The following is a 19,296-nucleotide window of genomic DNA, read 5'->3' on the forward strand; positions in this document are numbered from 1 at the left end:
CTTGCTAGATGTTAATAACTTCGAGTATATGAAAATTGGTCTTGCTTCACCTGATAAGATCCGTTCTTGGTCTTACGGAGAAGTTAAGAAACCAGAAACTATCAACTATCGTACGTTAAAACCTGAAAAAGATGGTTTGTTCTGTGAGCGTATTTTCGGTCCAACTAAGGACTGGGAATGCCATTGCGGAAAATATAAACGTGTTCGTTATAAAGGCGTAGTTTGTGACCGTTGTGGCGTTGAAGTTACACGCGCAAAAGTTCGTCGTGAACGTATGGGTCACATCGAACTAGCTGCACCTGTATCACACATCTGGTATTTCAAAGGTATCCCTAGCCGCATGGGACTTGTCTTAGACATGTCCCCTCGCGCGCTAGAAGAGATCATTTACTTCGCATCTTACGTAGTAACGGATACTGGCGATACACCACTTGAGAAAAAACAATTGCTTTCTGAAAAAGAATACCGTGCTTATTTAGAAAAATACGGTCAAACTTTCCATGCTGCAATGGGAGCAGAAGCAGTTAAAAAACTTTTACAAGATATCGATCTTGAAAAAGAAGTAGATCTTCTTAAAGAAGAACTAAAAACAGCACAAGGCCAACGCCGTACACGTGCTATCAAACGTTTAGAAGTATTAGAAGCATTCCGTAACTCTGGAAATGATCCAGCATGGATGATTCTTGATGTACTTCCGGTTATTCCACCAGAATTACGCCCAATGGTACAGTTAGACGGTGGTCGTTTTGCGACTTCTGATTTAAATGACTTGTATCGTCGTGTAATCAACCGTAACAACCGTTTAAAACGTCTACTTGACCTTGGAGCACCTAGCATTATCGTTCAAAACGAGAAGCGTATGCTACAAGAAGCTGTAGATGCTTTAATTGATAACGGTCGTCGTGGTCGTCCTGTTACAGGACCTGGTAACCGCCCGTTAAAATCACTTTCTCATATGCTAAAAGGTAAGCAAGGACGTTTCCGTCAAAACTTACTAGGTAAACGTGTTGACTACTCTGGACGTTCCGTTATCGTTGTAGGACCGAACTTAAAGATGTACCAATGTGGTTTACCGAAAGAAATGGCACTTGAGCTATTCAAGCCTTTCGTAATGAAAGAACTTGTTTCTCGCGGATTAGCACACAACATTAAGAGTGCGAAACGTAAAATTGAACGCGTGCAACCAGAAGTTTGGGATGTACTTGAGTCTGTTATTAAGGAGCATCCGGTTTTACTTAACCGTGCACCTACGCTTCACAGACTTGGTATTCAAGCATTCGAACCTACTCTAGTAGAAGGTCGTGCAATTCGTCTTCATCCACTTGTATGTACTGCATACAACGCCGATTTTGACGGTGACCAAATGGCTGTTCACGTACCACTTTCAGCAGAAGCACAAGCAGAAGCACGTATTTTAATGCTAGCTGCTCAAAATATCTTAAACCCTAAAGATGGTAAACCAGTTGTAACTCCGTCTCAGGATATGGTATTAGGTAACTATTACTTAACTCTTGAACGTGAGGGCTCTAACGGTGAAGGGATGATCTTCAAAGATACAAACGAAGCAATTTTGGCTTATCAAAACGGCTACGTTCACCTTCATACGCGTGTAGCAGTAGATGCGGGTTCTTTAAATAACGAAACGTTTACAGAAGAGCAAAACAAGCAACTACTACTTACGACTGTTGGTAAACTGATCTTTAATGAAATTTTACCAAAATCATTCCCTTATATTAACGAACCTACACGTTTAAATCTTGAGGTGAAAACACCTGAGAAGTATTTCGTGGAAAAAGGTGCAGATGTAAGAGAAGCGATTGAAAAACAACCAATCATTGATCCATTCAAGAAGAAAATTCTTGGAAACATTATTTCGGAAGTATTTAAACGTTTCAAAATCACTGAAACATCTAAAATGCTTGACCGTATGAAGGATCTAGGATTTAAACATTCAACAAAAGCTGGTATCACTGTTGGTGTAGCTGACATCGTGGTATTAGGTGAAAAAGAAGAAATCCTAAACGAAGCTCAGTCTAAAGTGGACAATGTCCTAAAACAATTTAGACGTGGTCTGATCACAGAAGAAGAACGTTACGAGCGTGTAATTTCTATCTGGAGTGCTGCGAAAGATACGATTCAAGGCAAACTGATGGCAAGCTTAGACAAACGTAACCCAATCTTCATGATGAGTGACTCTGGTGCCCGTGGTAACGCATCAAACTTTACACAGCTTGCTGGTATGCGTGGTTTGATGGCCAACCCATCTGGTCGTATCATCGAGTTACCGATCAAATCAAGTTTCCGTGAAGGTTTAACAGTATTAGAATACTTTATCTCTACGCATGGTGCGCGTAAAGGTCTTGCCGATACAGCTCTTAAAACAGCCGATTCAGGTTACCTTACTCGCCGTCTAGTAGACGTAGCTCAAGATGTTATCATCCGTGAAGATGATTGTGGAACAGACCGTGGTTTACTGATCCGTTCTTTAAAAGAGGGTACAGAAGAAATCGAAAAACTAGACGAACGTTTAGTTGGCCGTTACGCAAGAAAAGCAATCAAGCATCCTGAGACTGGTGAAGTACTTGTAGCAGAAAACCAAATGATCACAGAGGATCTTTCTGAAGAAGTTGTGGATGCAGGTGTCGAAGAGGTTTGGATCCGCTCTGCCTTTACATGTAATACACGTCATGGTGTATGTAAAAAATGTTATGGTCGCAACTTAGCTACAGGATCTCAAGTAGAAGTTGGGGAAGCAGTAGGTATTATTGCCGCTCAATCTATCGGGGAACCTGGTACACAGTTAACAATGCGTACATTCCATACAGGTGGGGTAGCCGGAGACGATATCACTCAAGGTTTACCACGTATCCAAGAGCTATTTGAAGCACGTAATCCAAAAGGCCAAGCGGTTATTACTGAGGTCGCTGGTACAGTAACGAATATTACTGAAGGCCGCGATCGTCAACACGAAATTACAGTTCAAGGTGAAATTGAAACAAAAACGTACAACGCTCCTTACAGTGCTCGTCTAAAAGTAACTGAAGGTCAGTCTGTTACACGTGGTCAGGTATTAACTGAAGGTTCAATTGATCCAAAAGAATTGCTTAAAGTTCGTGATATGACAGCTGTTCAAGAATATCTCTTACACGAAGTACAAAAAGTATATCGTATGCAAGGGGTAGAAATTGGTGATAAACATATCGAAGTTATGGTACGCCAAATGCTTCGTAAAGTCCGCGTAACAGATGCTGGTGATACTGAAGTATTACCTGGATCATTACTAGACGTTCACCAATTTACAGATGCGAACCAACAAGTATTGCTAGAAGGAAAACAACCAGCTACTGGTCGTCCAGTTCTTCTTGGTATTACAAAAGCATCTCTTGAAACAGATTCCTTCTTATCTGCAGCATCATTCCAAGAAACAACTCGTGTTCTTACAGATGCAGCAATTAAAGGAAAACGCGATGAATTACTTGGACTTAAAGAAAATGTTATCATTGGTAAGCTAGTTCCAGCTGGTACGGGTATGACTCGTTACCGCTTAACAGAGCCTGTGACATCATCTACTGAAGAGCCAGTAACAATCGATTAACACATAAATCATTCAACTAGAATGGATGTTTTAAAAAAACTACCGAGTGTAGTTGACATCCATTCTAGGGAATGATATTATATCAAAGGTGCTCCTATAAACTACCTGTTGCTTTGGAGGATATGAAAATGTCTTATGAAAAAGTAAAGCAGGCTAAGGATATTATTGTAGGGACAAAACAGACAGTGAAAGCTCTTAAACGAGGAGCTGTAAAAGAGGTTATTGTAGCGAAGGATGCAGATCCTGGTATTACTTCTGAAGTGATCCAAACTGCTAATGAGATGCAAGTCCCCTTATTTTACGTCGATTCTATGAAAAGGCTTGGAAAAGCTTGCGAAATAGATGTGGGAGCAGCAACTGTAGCGATAGCTAACTGAGTTGTTTTTGAACAATATTGTTTCAAAAACATTGTTTTTTGTCCAAAAATGAACCACCTGGATGTGTGGTCTTAAAAAGTTCGAAAGGAGGAAATGTAAATGCCTACTATTAACCAACTAGTACGTCAAGGTCGCGTGAGCAAAACTGACAAGTCTAAATCACCGGCACTTAACAGAGGTTATAACAGCTTCAAAAAAGCACAAACTAACGTGTTCTCTCCGCAAAAACGTGGGGTATGTACTCGTGTAGGTACTATGACACCTAAGAAGCCGAACTCCGCGCTTCGTAAATATGCTCGTGTACGTTTAACTAACGGTATTGAGGTAACTGCTTATATCCCAGGTATCGGTCACAACTTACAAGAACACAGCGTTGTATTAATTCGCGGTGGACGTGTAAAAGACTTACCAGGGGTACGTTATCACATCGTTCGTGGTGCATTAGATACTGCAGGTGTAGACGGTCGTATGCAAGGTCGTTCTAAATACGGTACTAAGAAGCCAAAAGTTAAAAAATAATTTTAATTTGAAATAATCCTAATGAATGGAAAGGAGGAAATACTGATGCCACGTAAAGGTCCTGTTGCAAAACGTGATGTGTTACCAGATCCGATTTACAATTCTAAGCTTGTAACACGTCTTGTTAACAAAATCATGATCGATGGTAAGAGAGGTAAAGCTCAAACAATTCTTTATAACGCGTTTGATGTTATTAAAGAACGTTCAGGTAAAGATGCTATGGAGGTTTTCGAACAAGCTCTTAAAAACATCATGCCTGTATTAGAAGTTAGAGCACGTCGTGTAGGTGGTTCAAACTACCAAGTACCTGTTGAGGTGCGCCCAGAACGCCGTACTACTCTTGGTCTTCGTTGGTTAGTAAACTATGCTCGTCTTCGCGGTGAAAAAACGATGGAAGAGCGTTTAGCTAACGAAATCTTAGACGCAGCTAACAACACTGGTGCTGCAGTTAAGAAACGTGAAGATACTCACAAAATGGCTGAAGCAAATAAAGCATTTGCTCACTATCGTTGGTAAGATCCAACTTATAAAAATAATCAATATAACATGGAAGGAGAAAGACCCCAATGGCAAGAGAGTTCTCCTTAGGTAACACTCGTAATATTGGTATCATGGCTCACATTGATGCTGGTAAAACAACAACTACTGAGCGTATCTTGTTCTATACTGGTCGTATCCATAAAATTGGAGAAACACACGAAGGTGCTTCTCAAATGGACTGGATGGCTCAAGAACAAGAACGTGGTATCACAATCACATCAGCTGCAACAACTGCACAATGGAAAAACCATCGTGTAAACATCATCGATACACCAGGACACGTAGACTTCACTGTAGAAGTTGAACGTTCACTTCGTGTACTTGATGGTGCTGTAGCAGTACTTGATGCACAATCAGGTGTAGAGCCTCAAACTGAAACTGTATGGCGTCAAGCGACAACATACGGAGTACCACGCGTAGTATTCGTTAACAAAATGGATAAAATCGGTGCGGACTTCTTATATTCAGTTAAAACAATGCATGATCGCTTAGGAGCTAATGCACACCCTATCCAATTACCAATCGGTGCTGAAGATGAATTCGAAGGTATCATTGACCTAATTGACATGGTTGCTTACTTCTACGAAGATGATTTAGGAACTCGTTCAGAAGCTGTAGAAATTCCTGAGGAATATAAAGAGCTTGCTGATGAGTATCGTTCTAAATTAGTTGAAGCGGTAGCAGAACTTGATGAAGAATTAATGATGAAATATCTTGAAGAGGGCGAGCTTTCTACTGATGAGTTAAAAGCTGGTATCCGTCAAGGTACAATCAACGTTGAATTCTACCCAGTTATCTGTGGTTCAGCATTCAAAAACAAAGGTGTTCAACTTATGTTAGATGCTGTAATCGACTACTTGCCTTCACCATTAGACGTACCTGCGATTAAAGGTACTTTACCAGATACAGAGGAAGAAGTAACTCGTGAATCTTCTGATGAGGCTCCGTTCTCAGCTTTAGCATTCAAAGTTATGACTGACCCTTATGTTGGTAAATTAACTTTCTTCCGTGTGTACTCTGGTGTACTTAACTCTGGATCTTATGTACAGAACTCTACAAAAGGTAAGCGTGAGCGTGTAGGACGTATCCTACAAATGCATGCTAACTCTCGTGAAGAGATCTCTGTAGTATACGCAGGGGATATCGCAGCAGCAGTAGGTCTTAAAGATACTACTACTGGTGATACTCTATGTGATGAGAAATCATTAGTTATCCTAGAGTCTATGGAATTCCCAGAGCCAGTTATCTCATTATCTGTTGAGCCTAAATCTAAGGCTGACCAAGATAAAATGACAACTGCTCTACAAAAACTTCAAGAAGAAGACCCAACTTTCCGTGCGGAAACTAACCAAGAGACTGGTCAAGTTATCATCTCTGGTATGGGTGAGCTTCACCTTGATATCATCGTTGACCGTATGCGTCGCGAGTTCAAAGTAGAAGCTAACGTTGGTGCTCCTCAAGTTGCTTACCGTGAAACATTCCGTGGTTCTGCACGCGTTGAAGGTAAGTTCGCTCGCCAATCTGGTGGACGTGGACAATTCGGTCACGTATGGATCGAGTTCTCTCCAAACGAAGAAGGAAAAGGCTTCGAATTTGAAAACAAAATCGTCGGTGGTGTAGTACCACGTGAATACGTTCCAGCTGTTCAAGCAGGTCTTGAAGCTTCAATGGCAAACGGCGTATTAGCTGGTTACCCATTAATCGATGTTAAGGCCGCTCTTGTAGACGGTTCTTACCATGATGTTGACTCAAGTGAGATGGCGTTTAAAGTCGCTGCATCTTTAGCTCTTAAAAATGCAGTTTCTAAATGTAGCCCAGTTATCCTTGAGCCAATGATGAAAGTTGAAGTTGTAATCCCTGATGAATATCTTGGAGATATCATGGGTGACGTAACTTCACGTCGCGGTCGTGTAGAAGGTATGGAAGCACGCGGTAACGCTCAAGTTGTACGTGCATTCGTTCCTCTATCTGAAATGTTTGGTTATGCAACTGCATTACGTTCAAACACTCAAGGCCGTGGAACATACTCTATGCACTTCGATCATTACGAAGAAGTACCTAAGAGTATTTCAGAAGAAATTGTTAAAAAAAATAAAGGTGAATAATTGATTTTCATTCTTTATTAAAGTATAACTACTTATGTAGGCTGTGAAAGGAGAGAACTTCTTTCACTTTCACAGCATTATATACTCATATTATTCATTATTTTAAGGAGGAATTCCGAATGGCTAAAGAAAAATTTGATCGTTCCAAAACGCATGCAAATATCGGTACAATTGGTCACGTTGACCATGGTAAAACTACATTAACAGCTGCTATCACTACTGTTCTTGCTAAACGCAGTGGTAAAGGTGCAGCTATGGCATATGACATGATCGACGCTGCTCCAGAAGAGCGTGAGCGTGGTATCACAATCTCAACTGCACACGTTGAGTACGAAACTGATACTCGTCACTATGCACACGTTGACTGCCCAGGACATGCTGACTATGTTAAAAACATGATCACAGGTGCTGCACAAATGGACGGAGGGATCTTAGTAGTATCCGCTGCTGACGGCCCAATGCCACAAACTCGTGAACACATCCTATTATCTCGTCAAGTAGGTGTACCTTACCTTGTTGTATTCTTAAACAAATGTGACATGGTAGACGACGAAGAACTTCTTGAGTTAGTAGAAATGGAAGTTCGCGACCTTCTTTCTGAGTACGACTTCCCTGGTGATGACGTACCTGTAGTTAAAGGTTCTGCTCTTAAAGCTCTTGAAGGTGCTCCAGAGTGGGAAGAAAAAATCGTTGAGCTAATGAACGCTGTTGACGAATATATCCCAACTCCAGAACGCGATACTGAAAAACCATTCATGATGCCAGTTGAGGACGTATTCTCAATCACTGGTCGTGGTACTGTTGCTACAGGTCGTGTTGAGCGTGGACAAGTTAAAGTTGGTGACACAATTCAAATCATCGGTCTTACTGAAGAACCAAAATCTACAACTGTTACAGGTGTAGAAATGTTCCGTAAGCTTCTTGATTATGCTGAAGCTGGTGACAACATCGGAGCTCTACTTCGTGGTGTTGCTCGTGAAGACATCCAACGTGGACAAGTACTTGCTAAACCAGGTACAATCACTCCACACACAAAATTCAAAGCTGAAGTTTACGTTCTTTCTAAAGAAGAAGGTGGACGTCACACTCCATTTTTCACAAACTACCGTCCACAGTTCTACTTCCGTACAACTGATGTAACTGGTATTTGTAACCTTCCTGAAGGTGTAGAAATGGTTATGCCTGGCGACAACATCGAAATGACTGTTGAACTTATCGCTCCAATCGCGATTGAAGAAGGTACTAAATTCTCAATCCGTGAAGGTGGACGTACAGTAGGCGCTGGCGTTGTAGCTACAATCACTGAGTAATTATTACTCATTTTGAAAAGAGAGTGGGATCTTCCCACTCTCTTTTTTTGATTTCCAGATATAACAAAAAGAGATTTCATTAAGATCCTTGCAATATGCGTAGAGATTCTATATAATGAAAAAAGTGTGCAAGACAAAAGAATTTTAAATTCTACTTGCATCAATAGCCCAACTTTAGTATAATATTAATGTTGGTCTTTGACTGCGATGATGTGAGAGGTTGCCGACACACCCGGCCGCTTTGCCATGGCGCGTGTGTGGGAAATTTTCACAGAGTATGTCTATTTTTAAAGTAGGCGAAAAAGGAGGGAAAATAATGGCAAAAGAAAAGATTCGTATTCGTTTGAAAGCTTATGATCACAGAATTTTAGATCAATCTGCTGAAAAAATCGTTGAAACGGCTAAACGTTCTGGTGCTACTGTATCGGGTCCAATTCCGTTACCAACTGAAAAATCAGTTTACACGATTCTTCGTGCGGTGCATAAATACAAAGATTCTCGTGAGCAATTCGAAATGCGTACTCATAAACGCTTAATCGACATCGTGAATCCAACACCACAAACTGTTGATTCATTAATGCGTCTAGACTTACCGTCTGGTGTAGATATCGAAATCAAACTTTAATTGAAATAAAAAAACAATTTATTATAGGAGGTGTGACTTATGACCAAAGGAATCTTAGGAAGAAAAATCGGTATGACTCAAGTATTCGCTGAGAACGGTAACTTAATTCCTGTAACTGTAATTGAAGCTGCTCCTAACGTAGTACTTCAAAAGAAAACAGCTGAAACTGACGGTTATGAAGCAATCCAATTAGGATTTGATGATAAACGTGAGAAATTAGCTAACAAACCAGCAAAAGGACATGTTGCTAAAGCGAACACTGCTCCTAAGCGCTTCATCCGTGAAATCCGCGATGTAAATGCTGCTGATTATGAAGTTGGTCAAGAAGTCAAAGTTGATATTTTCGCAGAAGGCGATATTATCGATGTAACAGGTGTATCAAAAGGTAAAGGTTTCCAAGGTGCTATTAAACGCCACGGACAATCTCGTGGACCAATGGCTCACGGATCACGTTACCATCGTCGTCCTGGTTCTATGGGACCAGTTGCTCCAAACCGTGTATTCAAAGGGAAATTACTTCCTGGACACATGGGATCTGAGCGCGTAACTGTTCAAAACTTAGCAATCGTTAAGGTTGATACAGAACGCAATCTTCTATTAGTAAAAGGTAATGTACCGGGCCCTAAAAAAGCTTTAGTAGTTGTTAAAGGTGCGGTTAAATCTAAATAATTATCTTTTTAGGAAAGGAGGAAACAACCAATGCCAAAAGTAGCATTGTTTAACCAAAACGGTAAAAACGTTGGAGAAATCGAACTTAACGCTTCCGTTTTCGGTATTGAACCAAACAAACATGTAATGTTTGAAGCAGTATTAATGCAAAGAGCATCTTTGCGTCAAGGTACTCATAAAGTTAAAACGCGTTCTGAAGTACGAGGCGGTGGCCGTAAACCATGGCGTCAAAAAGGTACTGGACGTGCTCGTCAAGGATCTATCCGTTCTCCACAATGGCGTGGCGGTGGTACCGTATTCGGACCAGTTCCAAGAAGCTACAGCTACAAACTTCCTAAAAAAGTTCGTCGCTTAGCAATCAAATCTGCTCTATCTTCTAAAGTATTAGACAACAGCTTCGTAGTTGTTGAAGGGTTATCTTTCGATGCTCCTAAAACAAAAGAAATGGTAGCAGTACTTAAAAACTTATCAGTAGACCGCAAAGCTTTAGTGGTAACTGCTGACTTAAGCGAAAACGTTGCTCTATCTGCACGTAACATCCCTGGAGTAACTGTAGTTGCAGCTAATGGTTTAAGCGTATTAGACCTAGTAAACCATGACAAAGTTGTAATTACTAAAGAAGCGGTTGAAAAAGTAGAGGAGGTGCTTGCATAATGAAAGATCCTCGTGATATTATTAAGCGCCCCGTTATCACTGAACGTTCAACTGATATCATGGTTGATAAAAAATACACTTTTGAAGTTGACGTAAGAGCTAATAAAACTGAGGTTAAAGATGCTATCGAAAAAATCTTTGACGTAAAAGTTGAAAAAGTTAACGTTATGAACTACAAAGGTAAATTCAAACGCGTAGGTCGCTACAGCGGTCTTACAAATCGTCGTCGTAAAGCGGTTGTTACTTTAACTGCTGACAGCAAAGAAATCGAAATCTTTGAAGCTTAATTCTAAAGAGAAGGAGGGAAACCCAAATGGCGATTAAAAAATATAAACCAACCTCTAACGGTCGTCGTGGTATGTCAGTATCTGACTTTGCTGAGATCACAACGAACCAACCAGAGAAATCATTACTAGCACCTTTACACAAAAAAGGTGGTCGTAATAACCAAGGTAAATTAACTGTACGTCATCAAGGTGGCGGACACAAACGTCAATATCGTGTAATCGATTTTAAACGTGACAAAGATGGAATACCAGGTCGCGTTGCTACAATCGAGTACGATCCAAACCGTTCTGCAAACATCGCATTAATTAACTATGCTGATGGTGAAAAACGTTACATCCTAGCTCCTAAAAACTTAGTAGTTGGAATGGAAATCATGTCAGGTACAGAAGCAGACATTAAAGTAGGTAACGCATTACCACTTGCTAATATTCCAGTAGGTTCTGTTATTCATAACATCGAACTTAAGCCTGGTAAAGGTGGACAATTAGTACGTTCTGCTGGTACTTCTGCACAAGTACTTGGTAAAGAAGGTAAATACGTATTAGTACGTTTAACTTCTGGCGAAGTACGCATGATTCTAGCAACTTGCCGTGCAACAATCGGTCAAGTAGGTAACGAACAGCACGAACTTATCAACATCGGTAAAGCCGGTCGTTCACGCTGGTTAGGCATTCGTCCAACAGTTCGTGGTTCTGTAATGAACCCTAACGATCATCCACACGGTGGTGGTGAAGGACGCTCACCTATCGGACGTAAATCACCTATGTCACCTTGGGGTAAACCAACTCTTGGTTACAAAACTCGTAAGAAGAAAAACAAATCCGATAAATTTATCGTTCGTCGTCGTAAAAAATAACGGGATTGAGCTACGGTTCATACGAACCGTAGAGCGATCACGAAGGGAGGTTCACTTATGGGACGCAGCTTAAAAAAAGGGCCTTTTGTCGATAGTCATTTAATGAACAAAGTTGAGAAGTTAAATGAAACTGAGGGCAAACAAGTTATCAAAACTTGGTCTCGTCGTTCAACAATTTTCCCTCAATTCATCGGTCACACTATCGCAGTTTACGATGGTCGTAAACATGTACCGGTATTCGTTACAGAAGATATGGTAGGTCACAAGCTTGGTGAATTTGCACCATCACGTACTTACAAAGGTCATGCAAGTGACGATAAGAAAACAAAACGCTAATTAAGAGAGGAGGCATTTAAATGCAAGCTAAAGCTGTTGCAAGAACAGTTCGTATTGCTCCTCGTAAAGTTCGTCTAGTTGTAGATTTAATTCGAGGTAAGCAAGTAGGTGAGGCAGTGGCAATCCTTAACTTAACGCCAAAGGCTGCTTCTCCAATTGTAGAAAAAGTATTAAAATCTGCGATCGCTAATGCAGAACACAACTACGAAATGGATGCGAATAACCTAGTTATCACAGACGCTTACGTTAACGAAGGTCCTACTTTGAAACGTTTCCGTCCACGTGCTATGGGACGCGCTAGCCAAATCAATAAACGTACTAGCCACATCACAATCGTGGTATCAGAAAAGAAGGAGGGATAATCAATGGGTCAAAAGGTAAATCCAATCGGTTTGCGTATCGGTGTGATTCGTGATTGGGAATCAAAATGGTACGCTGAAAAAGACTATGCTGATTTATTACATGAAGACTTAAAAGTACGTGAGTACATCACAAAACGCTTACATGATGCGTCTGTTTCTAAAGTAGAAATCGAACGTGCTGCTAACCGTTTAAATGTGACTATTCACACTGCGAAACCTGGTATGGTAATTGGTAAAGGTGGTACTGAAGTTGAAGCACTTCGTAAAGCTCTTAACCAACTAACAGGCAAACGTGTACACATTAACATTCTTGAAATTAAGAGAGCAGATCTTGACGCTAAATTAGTAGCTGAAAACATCGCTCGTCAATTAGAAAACCGCGTTTCATTCCGCCGTGCTCAAAAGCAAGCTATTCAACGCTCAATGCGTGCTGGTGCACAAGGTATTAAAACGATGACTTCTGGTCGTCTTGGCGGAGCTGATATTGCTCGTGGTGAAAGCTATAGTGAAGGTACAGTTCCACTTCATACATTACGTGCTGATATTGACTACGGTACTGCTGAAGCAGATACTACTTACGGTAAAATCGGTGTTAAAGTATGGATCTACCGTGGAGAGGTTCTTCCTACTAAAAAGAAAAATGAGGAAGGAGGAAATTAATCATGTTGATGCCTAAACGCGTTAAATATCGTCGCGAACACCGTGGGAAAATGCGCGGTCGTGCTAAGGGTGGTACAGAAGTACATTTCGGTGAATATGGTTTACAAGCTCAAGATGCTTCTTGGATTACAAACCGTCAAATCGAAGCTGCTCGTATCGCAATGACTCGTTACATGAAACGTGGCGGTAAAGTCTGGATTAAAATCTTCCCATCTAAATCATACACTGCAAAACCTCTAGAGGTGCGCATGGGTTCCGGTAAGGGTGCTCCAGAAGGTTGGGTAGCAGTTGTTAAGCCTGGTAAAGTAATGTTCGAAATCGCGGGTGTTTCTGAAGAAGTTGCTCGTGAAGCTTTACGCTTAGCTGCTCACAAATTACCAGTTAAATGTAAATTCGTAAAACGTGAAGAAATTGGTGGTGAATCTAATGAAAGCTAATGAAATTCGTGATCTTACCACTGCGGAAATCGAACAAAAAGTAAAAGCTCTAAAAGAAGAGTTATTTAATCTTCGTTTCCAGTTAGCTACTGGCCAATTAGAGAACACTGCACGTATTCGTGAAGTACGTAAGTCGATCGCTCGTATGAAAACTGTTATTCGTCAAAGAGAGATCGCTGCTAATAAATAATTGATCGAGAGGAGGTTTTCAGAATGAGTGAACGCAACCAACGCAAGGTCTATTCTGGGCGTGTAGTTTCAGACAAAATGGACAAAACGGTCACTGTTCTTGTAGAAACCTATAAGAAACATTCTCTTTACGGTAAGCGCGTAAAATACTCTAAGAAGTTTAAAGCTCATGACGAGAATAATACTGCTAAAGTTGGCGATATCGTAAAAATCATGGAAACTCGCCCATTATCGGCTACTAAACGTTTCCGTCTAGTAGAAGTAGTGGAAAAAGCGGTTATTATCTAATTTATAGATCGGATTATGTTTTATCCGAAGGGAGGTTTCGTGTATGATTCAACAAGAATCTCGTTTAAAAGTTGCTGACAACTCTGGTGCTCGTGAAGTACTTACGATTAAAGTATTAGGTGGTTCAGGACGTAAGACAGCTAATATTGGTGATGTTATTGTTTGTACGGTAAAACAAGCAACACCAGGAGGCGTTGTTAAAAAAGGTGACGTTGTTAAAGCTGTTGTAGTTCGTACAAAACGCGGCGTTCGTCGTCAAGATGGTTCTTACATCCGTTTTGATGAAAATGCTTGTGTAATCATCCGTGACGACAAGTCCCCACGTGGTACTCGTATTTTCGGACCGGTTGCTCGTGAACTACGTGATAGCAACTTTATGAAGATTGTATCTTTAGCTCCAGAAGTTATCTAATAGAAATAATACTTATGAGCCTTTAAGGAGGTGCGAAGAGGATGCATGTTAAAAAAGGTGACAAAGTAATGGTTATCACGGGTAAAGATAAAGGTAAACAAGGCGTAGTTCTTGCTGCTTTTCCTAAGAAGCAACGCGTGCTTGTAGAAGGCGTGAATATCGTAAAAAAACATTCTAAGCCATCTCAACTTAACCCACAAGGTGGAATCAACAGTCAAGAAGCACCTATCCATGTATCAAACGTAATGCCATTGGATCCTAAAACTGGTGAACCAACTCGTGTTGGCTTCAAACTAGAAGATGGCAAGAAGGTACGTGTAGCAAAAAAATCTGGTGAAATTTTAGATAAATAATATTAAAGTGTGAAGGGAGGTACTATGATGAACCGCCTTAAGGAAAAATTTCAAAAAGAAATTACTCCAGCTCTAGTGAGCAAATTTAACTATAGTTCTGTAATGGAAGTTCCAAAGTTAGAAAAAATCGTTATTAACATGGGTATCGGTGATGCAGTACAAAACTCTAAAGCGTTAGATAACGCTGTTGAGGAGTTAGGACAAATCACTGGTCAAAAACCGGTTGTAACTCGTGCGAAAAAGTCAATCGCTGGCTTCCGTCTTCGTGAAGGTATGCCTATCGGTGCGAAAGTTACATTACGCGGAGAGCGTATGTATGAATTCTTTGACAAATTAGTATCAGTTTCACTTCCACGTGTACGTGACTTCCGTGGTGTATCTAAGAAGTCTTTCGACGGTCGTGGAAACTATACTCTAGGTGTTAAAGAACAACTAATTTTCCCTGAAATCGACTATGATAAAGTATCAAAAGTTCGTGGTATGGATATCGTTATCGTTACTACTGCGAATACTGATGAAGAGTCTCGCGAACTATTAACTCAATTCGGTATGCCATTCCAGAAGTAATAACTGCCAACCATACGCAGAGGAGGCGAAAACGTGGCTAAGAAATCGATGATTGCGAAACAAAAACGCCAACAAAAATTTAAAGTACAAGAATACACACGTTGCGAACGTTGCGGACGTCCACATTCAGTACTACGCAAATTTAAGCTTTGCCGTATTTGTTTCCGTGAACTTGCTTATAAAGGTCAAATTCCTGGTGTTAAAAAAGCTAGTTGGTAAAAACCCAGATTGGGAAGGAGGTAAAATAATATGGTAATGACAGATCCTATTGCAGATATGCTGACTCGTATTCGTAATGCGAACATGGTTCGTCATGAGAAACTTGAAATTCCAGCATCAAACATCAAAAAGCAAATTGCTGAAATCCTTAAACGTGAAGGTTTCGTACGCGATGTAGAATACATCGAAGATGATAAACAAGGTATCATCCGTATCTTCCTTAAATATGGTAACAGCAATGAGCGTGTAATCACTGGTCTTAAACGTATCAGTAAACCTGGTTTACGCGTTTACGCAAAATCTAATGAAGTACCACGTGTACTTAACGGTTTAGGTATTGCTATTGTTTCTACTTCACAAGGTGTGTTAACTGACAAAGAAGCTCGTCAAAAACAAGCTGGTGGAGAAGTACTAGCATACGTTTGGTAATTAACTTGTAATACGAATGGAGGTGTAGTTATGTCACGTGTTGGTAAAAAGACTTTAGAAATTCCAGCAGGTGTTACAGTTACTAACGAAAACAACGTTGTAACTGTAAAGGGCCCAAAGGGTGAATTGACTCGTACATTCCACCCAGACATGGAAATTAAACTTGAAGAGAACGTATTAACTGTAAATCGTCCTAGCGACAACAAAGATCACCGTGCACTTCACGGAACTACTCGTAGTTTATTAGGTAACATGGTTGAAGGTGTTACTAGTGGTTATGAGCGTGGACTAGAATTAGTCGGTGTAGGTTACCGTGCGCAAAAATCTGGTGACAAACTAGTATTAAGCGTAGGTTACTCTCACCCAGTTGAGATCGTACCAGAGCAAGGAATCGAAATCGAAGTTCCTAGCCAAACAAAAATCGTTATCAAAGGTATTGATAAAGAACGCGTTGGTGCTCTAGCTGCTAACATTCGCGCTGTACGTGCTCCAGAACCTTACAAAGGTAAAGGGATCCGTTACGAAGGCGAACGTGTTCGTCGTAAAGAAGGTAAAACTGCTAAGAAATAATGCCGCTTAAGGTATAAAGAAAGGAGTGACCCAGATGATCACGAAACTTGACAAAAATAAAGTTCGTATCAAAAGACACGGTCGTGTACGTGCTAAACTTTCTGGAACAGCTGTACGTCCTCGTTTAAACGTTTTTCGTTCAAACAAGCACATTTATGCTCAAATCATTGACGATGTAAACTCAGTTACTATCGCAAGTGCTTCTACACTTGATAAAGATTTAGCAGATGTGATTACTAATAACGTTGATGCTGCTACAAAGGTCGGAGAACTAGTTGCAAAACGCGCTAGCGAAAAAGGTATCAAAGAAGTTGTCTTTGATCGCGGAGGTTATTTATACCATGGTCGTATAAAAGCTCTTGCTGACGCTGCTCGTGAAGCCGGTCTAGAATTTTAATGGTAAAAGGAGGGAAAATGATGCGTCGTGTTGATCCAAATAAATTAGAACTTGAAGAACGCGTAGTTACGGTTAACCGCGTAGCTAAAGTTGTTAAAGGTGGACGTCGTTTCCGCTTTGCTGCATTAGTTGTCGTTGGTGACAAAAACGGTCATGTAGGTTTCGGTACTGGTAAAGCACAAGAAGTACCAGATGCTATCCGTAAAGCTATCGAAGATGCTAAGAAAAATCTTGTGACTGTACCAATGGTTGGAACTACAATTCCACATGAGATCTTAGGTCAATTTGGTGCAGGTGAAATTTTCTTAAAACCTGCTTCTGAAGGTACTGGTGTTATCGCTGGTGGTCCTGTACGTGCTGTATTAGAATTAGCAGGTGTAAGTGACATTCTTTCTAAATCTTTAGGCTCTAACACTCCAGTTAACATGGTTCGAGCTACTATCGAAGGTTTAAAAGAACTTAAACGTGCTGAAGATGTTGCAAAACTACGTGGTAAGACTGTAGAAGAACTGTTAGGATAAGGAGGGAAAAAGAATGGCAAACAAATTAGCAATTACCCTCACTCGCAGCGTGATTGGTCGCCCGGAAGATCAACGTGTAACTGTTCGCACACTTGGTCTGAAGAAAGTTAATCAAACAGTTGTGCATGCAGACAATGCAGCTATCCGTGGAATGATTAACAAAGTTTCTCACTTAGTGAAAGTCGAAGAACAATAATATAAAATGCTACCATAAGGAGGTGCTCCGGATGAAACTTCATGAGCTACAACCAGCTGAAGGTTCTCGTAAAACACGTAATCGTGTTGGACGTGGTATCGGATCAGGTAATGGTAAAACTGCAGGTAAAGGTCACAAAGGTCAAAACGCTCGTTCTGGCGGTGGCGTAAGACTTGGATTTGAAGGTGGTCAAACTCCTTTATTCCGTCGTCTACCTAAACGCGGTTTCACAAACATTAACCGTAAAGAATTCGCAATCGTGAACTTAGATGCTTTAAATCGCTTTGAAGACGGTACAGAAGTAACACCAGAATTATTAGTTGAAACTGGTCTAGTAAGCAACGTAAAATCAGGTGTTAAAATTCTTGGCCAAGGTTCTTTAAACAAAAAGCTAACTATTAAAGCGGCTAAATTCTCCTCTACTGCTAAAGAAGCTATCGAAGCTGCAGGCGGTACAACTGAGGTGATCTAATGTTTCAAACAATCTCCAATTTTATGCGCGTGCGTGATATAAGAAATAAAATTCTTTTCACACTGGTAATGCTCATCATTTTTCGTATCGGTACGTTTATACCCGTACCTAGCGTAAATACTGATGTGCTAAGAGTCCAAGATGAGCTGAACGTGTTTGGTGTACTAAATACGTTTGGTGGCGGTGCCCTTAAGAATTTCTCCATTCTTGCAATGGGTATCATGCCATACATCACAGCATCCATCATTATGCAGTTGCTACAGATGGATGTTGTACCTAAATTTACAGAATGGTCCAAACAAGGTGAAGTTGGACGCCGTAAATTAACTCAGTTAACTCGTTATGGAACAATTGTGCTTGGATTTATCCAAGCTTTGGGTATGTCTATAGGTTTTAATAATATGACCAATGGACAGCTCATTCAAAATCCCGGAATTTCAACGTATCTACTGATCGCTGTAGTATTAACAGCAGGTACTGCGTTTTTAGTATGGCTAGGTGAGCAGATTACGGCTAAAGGTGTAGGGAACGGCATTTCCATTATCATCTTTGCTGGGATTGCGGCAGGAATTCCGACGACTATCAACCAAATTTACGCGCAACAATTTGAAGATGTTGGGGACCAGTTGTTTTTAAGTATTGTGAAGGTAGTAATCATTGCGGTGGCTATTCTTGCAATTGTAGTTGGGGTTATTTACTTCCAACAAGCGTTACGTAAGATTCCCATTCAATATGCGAAACGAGCTGCAGGTCCTACTACAGTAAGTGGCGGGCAATCCACTCATTTACCGTTAAAAGTAAATGCTGCTGGTGTTATCCCGGTTATCTTCGCAATTTCATTTGTTGTTACTCCAAGAACGATTGCATCATTTTTTGGCTCAAATGATGTAACGAGATGGATAGAGAAGACCTTTGATTATACGCAGCCAATAGGTATGATTGTTTATATAGTACTTATTATTGCTTTCTCTTATTTCTATACCTTCGTTCAGGTTAACCCTGAGCAAGTGGCTGATAATTTGAAGAAGCAAGGCGGTTATATCCCAGGTATTCGACCAGGAAAAAGTACGCAAGAGTACTTAACTAAATTGTTATATCGACTCACACTTGTTGGATCGATCTTTTTAGCAGTCATTGCGGTTCTTCCTGTTATCTTTATTAAGGTCGCTAACTTGCCTCAATCTGCACAGATTGGCGGAACAAGCTTACTGATCGTAATAGGGGTGGCCCTTGAAACGATGAAACAGCTGGAAAGCCAGCTTGTAAAACGTCATTATAGAGGGTTCATTAAATAAAAGGTTTAATGGGGAGCGACGTGCTTTCCATTAGACTGATTAGAGACTGAGGGGG

General features: G+C 40.6%; 28 protein-coding genes. All 28 read left to right on the forward strand.

The features are described 5' to 3' along the window. Position 1 precedes the first annotated feature (1 nt). The 28 genes from rpoC to secY all read left to right on the forward strand — a co-directional run bounded on the left by rpoC (position 2) and on the right by secY (position 19,241). A complete protein-coding gene (gene rpoC / locus IE339_RS00660; protein WP_242172746.1) occupies positions 2-3,595 on the forward strand; it encodes a DNA-directed RNA polymerase subunit beta' in 3,594 nt (1,197 codons plus the stop codon). A 128-nt stretch (positions 3,596-3,723) separates the two neighbouring features. Beyond that, positions 3,724-3,972 (forward strand): 50S ribosomal protein L7ae-like protein, encoded by a 249-nt coding sequence (locus IE339_RS00665; RefSeq protein ID WP_242172749.1) that lies wholly within the window; start codon positions 3,724-3,726, stop codon positions 3,970-3,972. Positions 3,973-4,071: 99 nt separating this feature from the next. After that, entirely contained in the window at positions 4,072-4,491 is a 420-nt protein-coding gene (gene rpsL / locus IE339_RS00670) for a 30S ribosomal protein S12 (RefSeq protein ID WP_242172752.1), read from the forward strand. 45 nt (positions 4,492-4,536) lie between these two features. Next, positions 4,537-5,007, forward strand: coding sequence for a 30S ribosomal protein S7 (rpsG, locus tag IE339_RS00675; RefSeq protein WP_053403276.1), 471 nt, complete (start codon positions 4,537-4,539; stop codon positions 5,005-5,007). Between the two features lie 50 nt (positions 5,008-5,057). Beyond that, positions 5,058-7,136: an elongation factor G gene (gene fusA / locus IE339_RS00680; protein ID WP_242172755.1), complete on the forward strand. Its 2,079-nt coding sequence runs from the start codon at positions 5,058-5,060 to the stop codon at positions 7,134-7,136. A 119-nt stretch (positions 7,137-7,255) separates the two neighbouring features. Then, entirely contained in the window at positions 7,256-8,446 is a 1,191-nt protein-coding gene (gene tuf, locus IE339_RS00685) for an elongation factor Tu (protein WP_053403278.1), read from the forward strand. A gap of 316 nt (positions 8,447-8,762) precedes the next feature. Beyond that, positions 8,763-9,071 (forward strand): 30S ribosomal protein S10, encoded by a 309-nt coding sequence (gene rpsJ, locus IE339_RS00690; RefSeq protein WP_061784777.1) that lies wholly within the window; start codon positions 8,763-8,765, stop codon positions 9,069-9,071. 39 nt (positions 9,072-9,110) lie between these two features. Continuing rightward, complete coding sequence (rplC, locus tag IE339_RS00695; RefSeq protein ID WP_053403279.1) at positions 9,111-9,740, forward strand: 50S ribosomal protein L3; 630 nt, start codon at positions 9,111-9,113, stop codon at positions 9,738-9,740. 30 nt (positions 9,741-9,770) lie between these two features. Further along, a complete protein-coding gene (gene rplD / locus IE339_RS00700; protein WP_242172758.1) occupies positions 9,771-10,394 on the forward strand; it encodes a 50S ribosomal protein L4 in 624 nt (207 codons plus the stop codon). Further along, positions 10,394-10,681, forward strand: a complete 288-nt coding sequence (rplW, locus tag IE339_RS00705; RefSeq protein ID WP_053403281.1) for a 50S ribosomal protein L23 — start codon at positions 10,394-10,396, stop codon at positions 10,679-10,681. The genes rplD and rplW overlap by 1 nt, the downstream gene beginning before the upstream one ends. 26 nt (positions 10,682-10,707) lie before the next feature. Next, a complete protein-coding gene (gene rplB / locus IE339_RS00710) occupies positions 10,708-11,538 on the forward strand; it encodes a 50S ribosomal protein L2 (RefSeq protein WP_242172761.1) in 831 nt (276 codons plus the stop codon). A gap of 57 nt (positions 11,539-11,595) precedes the next feature. Continuing rightward, positions 11,596-11,874 (forward strand): 30S ribosomal protein S19, encoded by a 279-nt coding sequence (gene rpsS, locus IE339_RS00715; protein ID WP_242172764.1) that lies wholly within the window; start codon positions 11,596-11,598, stop codon positions 11,872-11,874. A gap of 20 nt (positions 11,875-11,894) precedes the next feature. Next, positions 11,895-12,236: a 50S ribosomal protein L22 gene (gene rplV, locus IE339_RS00720; RefSeq protein ID WP_053403284.1), complete on the forward strand. Its 342-nt coding sequence runs from the start codon at positions 11,895-11,897 to the stop codon at positions 12,234-12,236. A gap of 3 nt (positions 12,237-12,239) precedes the next feature. Then, positions 12,240-12,896: a 30S ribosomal protein S3 gene (gene rpsC / locus IE339_RS00725; RefSeq protein WP_242172766.1), complete on the forward strand. Its 657-nt coding sequence runs from the start codon at positions 12,240-12,242 to the stop codon at positions 12,894-12,896. 2 nt (positions 12,897-12,898) lie between these two features. Next, complete coding sequence (gene rplP / locus IE339_RS00730) at positions 12,899-13,333, forward strand: 50S ribosomal protein L16 (RefSeq protein ID WP_053403286.1); 435 nt, start codon at positions 12,899-12,901, stop codon at positions 13,331-13,333. Continuing rightward, positions 13,323-13,523, forward strand: a complete 201-nt coding sequence (gene rpmC / locus IE339_RS00735; protein ID WP_053403287.1) for a 50S ribosomal protein L29 — start codon at positions 13,323-13,325, stop codon at positions 13,521-13,523. Before rplP ends, rpmC begins: the two co-directional genes overlap by 11 nt. A 23-nt stretch (positions 13,524-13,546) precedes the next feature. Continuing rightward, positions 13,547-13,810 (forward strand): 30S ribosomal protein S17, encoded by a 264-nt coding sequence (gene rpsQ / locus IE339_RS00740; protein ID WP_053403288.1) that lies wholly within the window; start codon positions 13,547-13,549, stop codon positions 13,808-13,810. A 43-nt stretch (positions 13,811-13,853) separates the two neighbouring features. After that, positions 13,854-14,222 carry a 50S ribosomal protein L14 gene (gene rplN, locus IE339_RS00745; RefSeq protein WP_053403289.1) on the forward strand — a complete coding sequence of 123 codons (369 nt, stop codon included), beginning with the start codon at positions 13,854-13,856 and terminating at the stop codon, positions 14,220-14,222. Between the two features lie 41 nt (positions 14,223-14,263). Then, on the forward strand, positions 14,264-14,575 hold the full coding sequence (rplX, locus tag IE339_RS00750; RefSeq protein ID WP_053403290.1) for a 50S ribosomal protein L24: 312 nt from the start codon (positions 14,264-14,266) through the stop codon (positions 14,573-14,575). A gap of 27 nt (positions 14,576-14,602) precedes the next feature. Continuing rightward, positions 14,603-15,142 (forward strand): 50S ribosomal protein L5, encoded by a 540-nt coding sequence (gene rplE, locus IE339_RS00755; RefSeq protein ID WP_242176067.1) that lies wholly within the window; start codon positions 14,603-14,605, stop codon positions 15,140-15,142. Positions 15,143-15,175: 33 nt separating this feature from the next. Beyond that, the gene (locus IE339_RS00760; RefSeq protein ID WP_025909738.1) at positions 15,176-15,361 is read left to right on the forward strand and encodes a type Z 30S ribosomal protein S14; all 186 of its coding nucleotides are present in this window, start codon (positions 15,176-15,178) and stop codon (positions 15,359-15,361) included. A gap of 30 nt (positions 15,362-15,391) precedes the next feature. Further along, on the forward strand, positions 15,392-15,790 hold the full coding sequence (rpsH, locus tag IE339_RS00765) for a 30S ribosomal protein S8 (RefSeq protein ID WP_053403293.1): 399 nt from the start codon (positions 15,392-15,394) through the stop codon (positions 15,788-15,790). A 30-nt stretch (positions 15,791-15,820) separates the two neighbouring features. Next, complete coding sequence (rplF, locus tag IE339_RS00770) at positions 15,821-16,360, forward strand: 50S ribosomal protein L6 (protein ID WP_242172768.1); 540 nt, start codon at positions 15,821-15,823, stop codon at positions 16,358-16,360. 34 nt (positions 16,361-16,394) lie between these two features. Next, positions 16,395-16,757, forward strand: coding sequence for a 50S ribosomal protein L18 (gene rplR, locus IE339_RS00775; protein ID WP_053403295.1), 363 nt, complete (start codon positions 16,395-16,397; stop codon positions 16,755-16,757). A 20-nt stretch (positions 16,758-16,777) separates the two neighbouring features. After that, positions 16,778-17,278, forward strand: a complete 501-nt coding sequence (rpsE, locus tag IE339_RS00780; protein ID WP_242176068.1) for a 30S ribosomal protein S5 — start codon at positions 16,778-16,780, stop codon at positions 17,276-17,278. Between the two features lie 13 nt (positions 17,279-17,291). Next, on the forward strand, positions 17,292-17,474 hold the full coding sequence (rpmD, locus tag IE339_RS00785; protein ID WP_053403297.1) for a 50S ribosomal protein L30: 183 nt from the start codon (positions 17,292-17,294) through the stop codon (positions 17,472-17,474). Positions 17,475-17,505: 31 nt separating this feature from the next. Further along, complete coding sequence (gene rplO / locus IE339_RS00790) at positions 17,506-17,946, forward strand: 50S ribosomal protein L15 (protein ID WP_053403298.1); 441 nt, start codon at positions 17,506-17,508, stop codon at positions 17,944-17,946. Beyond that, on the forward strand, positions 17,946-19,241 hold the full coding sequence (gene secY, locus IE339_RS00795) for a preprotein translocase subunit SecY (RefSeq protein ID WP_242172770.1): 1,296 nt from the start codon (positions 17,946-17,948) through the stop codon (positions 19,239-19,241). Before rplO ends, secY begins: the two co-directional genes overlap by 1 nt. Positions 19,242-19,296: the final 55 nt, after the last annotated feature.

Source organism: Priestia koreensis, from assembly GCF_022646885.1.
Taxonomy (GTDB): Bacteria; Bacillota; Bacilli; order Bacillales; family Bacillaceae_H; genus Bacillus_AG; species Bacillus_AG koreensis_A.

Excerpts from the sequence above, each read along its gene's own strand:
- IE339_RS00665 (WP_242172749.1), top strand. The coding sequence starts at position 3,724 with ATGTCTTATGAAAAAGTAAAGCAGGCTAAGGATATTATTGTAGGGACA.
- rpsL (WP_242172752.1), top strand. The coding sequence starts at position 4,072 with ATGCCTACTATTAACCAACTAGTACGTCAAGGTCGCGTGAGCAAAACT.
- rpsG (WP_053403276.1), top strand. The coding sequence starts at position 4,537 with ATGCCACGTAAAGGTCCTGTTGCAAAACGTGATGTGTTACCAGATCCG.
- fusA (WP_242172755.1), top strand. The coding sequence starts at position 5,058 with ATGGCAAGAGAGTTCTCCTTAGGTAACACTCGTAATATTGGTATCATG.
- tuf (WP_053403278.1), top strand. The coding sequence starts at position 7,256 with ATGGCTAAAGAAAAATTTGATCGTTCCAAAACGCATGCAAATATCGGT.
- rpsJ (WP_061784777.1), top strand. The coding sequence starts at position 8,763 with ATGGCAAAAGAAAAGATTCGTATTCGTTTGAAAGCTTATGATCACAGA.
- rplC (WP_053403279.1), top strand. The coding sequence starts at position 9,111 with ATGACCAAAGGAATCTTAGGAAGAAAAATCGGTATGACTCAAGTATTC.
- rplD (WP_242172758.1), top strand. The coding sequence starts at position 9,771 with ATGCCAAAAGTAGCATTGTTTAACCAAAACGGTAAAAACGTTGGAGAA.
- rplW (WP_053403281.1), top strand. The coding sequence starts at position 10,394 with ATGAAAGATCCTCGTGATATTATTAAGCGCCCCGTTATCACTGAACGT.
- rplB (WP_242172761.1), top strand. The coding sequence starts at position 10,708 with ATGGCGATTAAAAAATATAAACCAACCTCTAACGGTCGTCGTGGTATG.
- rpsS (WP_242172764.1), top strand. The coding sequence starts at position 11,596 with ATGGGACGCAGCTTAAAAAAAGGGCCTTTTGTCGATAGTCATTTAATG.
- rplV (WP_053403284.1), top strand. The coding sequence starts at position 11,895 with ATGCAAGCTAAAGCTGTTGCAAGAACAGTTCGTATTGCTCCTCGTAAA.
- rpsC (WP_242172766.1), top strand. The coding sequence starts at position 12,240 with ATGGGTCAAAAGGTAAATCCAATCGGTTTGCGTATCGGTGTGATTCGT.
- rplP (WP_053403286.1), top strand. The coding sequence starts at position 12,899 with ATGTTGATGCCTAAACGCGTTAAATATCGTCGCGAACACCGTGGGAAA.
- rpmC (WP_053403287.1), top strand. The coding sequence starts at position 13,323 with ATGAAAGCTAATGAAATTCGTGATCTTACCACTGCGGAAATCGAACAA.
- rpsQ (WP_053403288.1), top strand. The coding sequence starts at position 13,547 with ATGAGTGAACGCAACCAACGCAAGGTCTATTCTGGGCGTGTAGTTTCA.
- rplN (WP_053403289.1), top strand. The coding sequence starts at position 13,854 with ATGATTCAACAAGAATCTCGTTTAAAAGTTGCTGACAACTCTGGTGCT.
- rplX (WP_053403290.1), top strand. The coding sequence starts at position 14,264 with ATGCATGTTAAAAAAGGTGACAAAGTAATGGTTATCACGGGTAAAGAT.
- rplE (WP_242176067.1), top strand. The coding sequence starts at position 14,603 with ATGAACCGCCTTAAGGAAAAATTTCAAAAAGAAATTACTCCAGCTCTA.
- rpsH (WP_053403293.1), top strand. The coding sequence starts at position 15,392 with ATGGTAATGACAGATCCTATTGCAGATATGCTGACTCGTATTCGTAAT.
- rplF (WP_242172768.1), top strand. The coding sequence starts at position 15,821 with ATGTCACGTGTTGGTAAAAAGACTTTAGAAATTCCAGCAGGTGTTACA.
- rplR (WP_053403295.1), top strand. The coding sequence starts at position 16,395 with ATGATCACGAAACTTGACAAAAATAAAGTTCGTATCAAAAGACACGGT.
- rpsE (WP_242176068.1), top strand. The coding sequence starts at position 16,778 with ATGCGTCGTGTTGATCCAAATAAATTAGAACTTGAAGAACGCGTAGTT.
- rpmD (WP_053403297.1), top strand. The coding sequence starts at position 17,292 with ATGGCAAACAAATTAGCAATTACCCTCACTCGCAGCGTGATTGGTCGC.
- rplO (WP_053403298.1), top strand. The coding sequence starts at position 17,506 with ATGAAACTTCATGAGCTACAACCAGCTGAAGGTTCTCGTAAAACACGT.
- secY (WP_242172770.1), top strand. The coding sequence starts at position 17,946 with ATGTTTCAAACAATCTCCAATTTTATGCGCGTGCGTGATATAAGAAAT.